Raw genomic sequence first — 3,116 nt, 5'->3', positions numbered from 1 at the left:
TACGACAGGATAAAGAAACTGATGGAGGCATTTAACAATTTCAGCAGTGTTCAGTTTAGCAGTAAATGTCTCCAGTGCGCTTAGCAGCGTCTCGATTTCTTTTCTGGTTTTTCTTTCCACGGCAAGCGCACTTTCCAAGTCCTCACCCTTCAAAAAAAGGGCGCGGCTATTTTCTTCGGCTATCTGCTCTGCCTGCTTACGGGCAAGACGTTCACGCTCCAGACGGCGGCGGAGAACCACTATCTCTTCGCTCATATCTATCACTTGCTCCGGGTGATCGTAAAGAGAGTGGCTCTGGGATTTTCGAAAACATTGTTTCTGACTACTTCCATCTGCTCACCATAAATAACAAATACACCAAGCAGTAATGATGTGTAAAAGACGGTGGAACCGACGACGAAGGTAATTCCACTAACATGAATAGTTACTCCGGCATCGGTAATCCATGACATAACTGCCGTGGTAGCAATAAAAAAAGGCCGGGATAAATTCTCCCGGCCCATTGATCAATCACACTAATGCAATATTTTATAAACAAAAAACCACCTTATTCCAACTTACATCTGCTGATACAATTCTTCAAGCCGAGCAAAAAAAATTGCCATATAACCATTCCCAAATTGTTCCTTTAAATGCCCGGTAAGAAATCGTTCCGTTCGGATATGGGCTGTCATCAATTTTCGTAATGTATCCAAATCAGCTTTTTGTAAAAAATCAAGATCGCTCAGCTTTTCATAGCTTTGTTCTTCCAACCAGGCCTGATAATCAAATATAAGGTTAAAGCCAGATATATCAAGCTGTTGCAGAAATTGAGTTATATTTTCTTCTTCGTAAAATTCATAAGGCTCATTCGTTGCACTTAATGCTTTATTGATTGAATCCGATTCAATAACCGATTTAAACTCCAGAATTTTTTTTATTTCTTCCGGTGCAATTTCCGGGATCTCCATAGTGCCTCCTTATAGCCATCGCTTTTTATCAACTAAACTACTATTTATTTGCCGCAATAATTGATTACTTTTTCATCTATCCCAAATTTGAATCCGCCGTAACTATTAGCGTTTTTTGTATTAACATGCTCAATCAACTCCCGATGATAAACCACTTCTTTTTCGCTAGGGAATATAGAATAATTATCTATTTTTGATCCTTTCAAACTATTAATATCAAACTGATATTTTTTATTATACCATCCTCCCTGCACATAAGCAGTACTCGTATAGGCAAGAGCTGTAACATCATTACCGGGTACATATTCAGCTAATCGTTGCGATGACATATTGGATTCTCCACGATAGGTCAAACCGACAAAAGGTGGAATATTAGCCAAGCCACTATCAATACTCTCGAACAAAGGTAACATTTGCTGATATTCGGGATCGGTCCATTGCTTGGTCCTCAAAACACTATTAATCGTCATATAATAATTGCTGGTATAAACACAAATGCCGAATGCCTGCCGTTGTGTCAAATAAGCCGGTAATGTCATGCCACTGACTATACTCCAGGCTGAATTGGCATAACCGGAATAACCACCCGGAAGATTCAGCGTTCTAAGATTAGTATAATTACTTTTATGTGTTGCAAATAGTGCTTTCAAAGGTGCTACCTGATCCTGCTGATAAACAGTCAATTTCACAATATTTAATGGAAAAGACTGCACTTGCCAATGAACAGCTGCATAAAACAAAGCCGTTAATATATCGGCATCACTTGCTCCACCTGATCCGGTACACACCATCGGCATCGCTGCCGTGGCAGACTGAGTATCGCTCTGGAAACAATCCAATCCCTTAAAAATCGACTCCACATAGGCAATCGCCTCGGTTGCCGGATTAGGCGGTTCAAATAAGAGAATGCGTTTGAACTGAATACCGGGATTGGTTGATACCACTTGCTGTGAAACCCAGCACGGCATGGTTGGTTCATAATTAGCTGCTTTATTTTGGGATAAAGCAGCAACCGATACACCATGCTGGTTAAGAGCACCGATCAAGGATCCAGAAGTTGGTGAATAATCACCGGGCAAAGCCGATACCACCAAAAAATCGACTGCATCCTGTGGTGTCATATTGCTTAAATCACCCTGACATAATTGCAGTGTCCGCTTTGTGCTTCCGAAATAAATATCAATTGAATCAAGTAACGTTAAGGCCATATGATACACTCCCTGTTATTGATTTTTTAACTGCTCAAATATAGTCGTCATCGAACCGATCTGGCTTGCCTCAAACACAGCTATTTTCAAACCAGCAAGTAAAAAATCGGTTACCATGGTTCGTTTGGCTCCATTAAAAATCGCTGTTAAAATGGCCGATGGATCAGCCCCGCCGGAGCCAGTTGAAACCAGCGGCATGGCAACAGTTGTCTGTGTTGTAGTGTTGCCGACAAAACGCGTGAGTGCTGTAAAAATGTCCTGTACATGCTGTGCAGATTGTTGAACTGGATCAGCCGGTTCATAAAGCAATATCCGGTCAAAAGCAATTCCAGGTTGCGTTGAAGTGATTGGTTGAGAAATCCAGCACGGCAATTCAGGTTCATAGTCAGCAGCTTTATTCTGCGCCAGCGTCGCAACTGAAATGCCTTTATTATTAAGTGAACCAATCAACGAACCGTGTGTAGGTGAATAATCGCCTGGTAAAGCCGAGACCACTAAAAAATCAACTTTTTCCGCTGGTTTCAGATTGGTCAGATCACCATGGTACAATCCCATCACTTTAATATTAATATCCTGTTCAATCCTATCATCATCGAGCCATTGCAGACTGAGATTGGCACTTACTGCCTGACTAATTTCCTGATCGGTATAGGCCCTTTGTTTATCAGCAGTTACACAATTAGTAAGTGCTTCCTGCAAAACAGCATTACTCACTTCTCCGACCCAAACCTGAACCATCACAGAGGCCATAACATCAGCAGTTGTTTCCAGATATTGCAGATACAAACAAGGAGCACATTGCTGTGGTTCAAAACCTGCCGAACGAATAAGGATAGATTGTGCGTAGCCACAATCTTATCCTGTGGTTGGACAAGCCCGGTATCTATATATAAGGAAATATCTTTTTTTGAATAATGGGTAGGAGTGCGTTTTCAAAGAAACGCACTTTATTTAGGGC

The 3,116-nt window shown here is 41.3% G+C and carries 4 protein-coding genes; all 4 read right to left on the bottom strand.

All coding sequences use genetic code 11. The features are described 5' to 3' along the window. The coding region (locus KKG99_17580) for a hypothetical protein (protein MBU1014809.1) at positions 1-255 on the bottom strand (255 nt) is incomplete at its 3' end. Between the two features lie 302 nt (positions 256-557). Further along, positions 558-950: a hypothetical protein gene (locus KKG99_17575; protein MBU1014808.1), complete on the bottom strand. Its 393-nt coding sequence runs from the start codon at positions 948-950 to the stop codon at positions 558-560. Between the two features lie 44 nt (positions 951-994). Then, positions 995-2,158 (bottom strand): ADP-ribosyltransferase, encoded by a 1,164-nt coding sequence (locus KKG99_17570; GenBank protein MBU1014807.1) that lies wholly within the window; start codon positions 2,156-2,158, stop codon positions 995-997. A 15-nt stretch (positions 2,159-2,173) separates the two neighbouring features. Then, positions 2,174-2,908: a hypothetical protein gene (locus tag KKG99_17565; GenBank protein MBU1014806.1), complete on the bottom strand. Its 735-nt coding sequence runs from the start codon at positions 2,906-2,908 to the stop codon at positions 2,174-2,176. Positions 2,909-3,116 lie beyond the last annotated feature (208 nt).

The organism is Bacteroidota bacterium (genome assembly GCA_018816945.1).
In the GTDB taxonomy this organism is placed as follows: domain Bacteria; phylum Bacteroidota; class Bacteroidia; order Bacteroidales.
Note: the sequence above shows the minus strand (reverse complement) of the source record. Positions and strands in the feature narration are given on the sequence as shown.